At 58.8% G+C, this 1,257-nt stretch carries 1 pseudogene; it reads right to left on the reverse strand.

The features are described from left to right. Nucleotides 1–1,180 (reverse strand): annotated as a pseudogene (locus J2045_RS23125) (IS481 family transposase); the annotation flags it as partial. Nucleotides 1,181–1,257 lie beyond the last annotated feature (77 nt).

Consider the following 1,257-nt stretch of genomic DNA (forward strand, 5'->3'; position numbering starts at 1 on the left):
ACAAGTGTAAAGCCCGGAGACATTCCTGACAGATGTTCATAGACATGCCTGACAGTCATTGTCTTTTGAGGAGGTCGATAAGCGCGACCTGATTGGCTGCGAAGAAGATGCCGTATTGACCGTCTTGTGCGAGCGGCCTGATGGCGAGCGTCTCGCCTTGGAATGCTTTTGGCACGCGCCATGGCAGCCCCTTGAAGGCGATGTAAGCCTTGGTGGAACTGACACGTCTGACGATCTCACCCTCATCGTAGACGGGCTCTGGGAGTCTGGCCGGAAAGTTTCGTGTCGATGGCGTGTAGCGGCTTGCGGGGACGGCCATGGCGATGGCCTCATGCGGTCTGTGATGGTTGTAAAGGTCGCGCCAACGGTCGAAAGCGCCCTGAGCCTGCTTGAGATTGGAAAGCGAAGCGAAGGCGAGGACTTCTGCCTTGAGGCTGCGGTGGAAGCGCTCGTTCTTCCCGCGCCCCTGTGGATGGTAAGGACGGGCATGTATGAGGTCTATGCCCAGCTTGAGAAGCCACACGCGCAACCGTGTCCAGCCGCCGGGAACGCCGTTTCCCCATGGATTTCCATTGTCGGTATAGATCGCCATCGGCAGACCGTGACGTTGCAGGATGGGTTCCAGTCTGTCGCGGACCGTTAATGTGCGCTCGTCCGTGCAGGCTTCGATCCCGATGGCGAACCTGGAATGATCATCGATAATCGTGAGCGGATAACACCAATCGCCCGAGACCAGTTGAAAGCGGCCCTTGAAGTCCATCTGCCAGAGCAGATTAGGCGCTGCGCGCTCGAAACGACCCAATACCGGCCCTGTACCCGCACGTGTCGTGATACGGTCGTGCCGAACCAGAATGGCATGAACCGTCGACGCGGATGGCGGATCGAGCCCGGCATTTTGCAGTGAGCGGGCGAGCTTGCGGGCACCCCATGCAGGATGTGCATCGCGCAAGTCCAACACCGCCTGCTCCAGCGAGGCTTCCGTGCGGCGCGGACTGTGATGCGGGCGGCGAGAACGATCATGCGGCGGCTCGCCGGATCCAAGCCGCTTCAACCAGACATAGCCCGTCTGCCGACTGATCCCGAAGCGTCTACACAACTCCGAGACATTCGCCCCTTCAAGCTCGGCAAGACTGCAAAATTCTAACCGTTGATCCACCACAGACTTTGTCTCCCAAGCCATCGTCACCTCCCAGAACCGATCCGGAAAGTGTCAGGCATGTCTACGAACATCTGTCAGCTATGTATCAGGGCCGAACA

Source organism: Peteryoungia aggregata LMG 23059 (assembly GCF_030814435.1).
Lineage (GTDB): Bacteria > Pseudomonadota > Alphaproteobacteria > Rhizobiales > Rhizobiaceae > Allorhizobium > Allorhizobium aggregatum.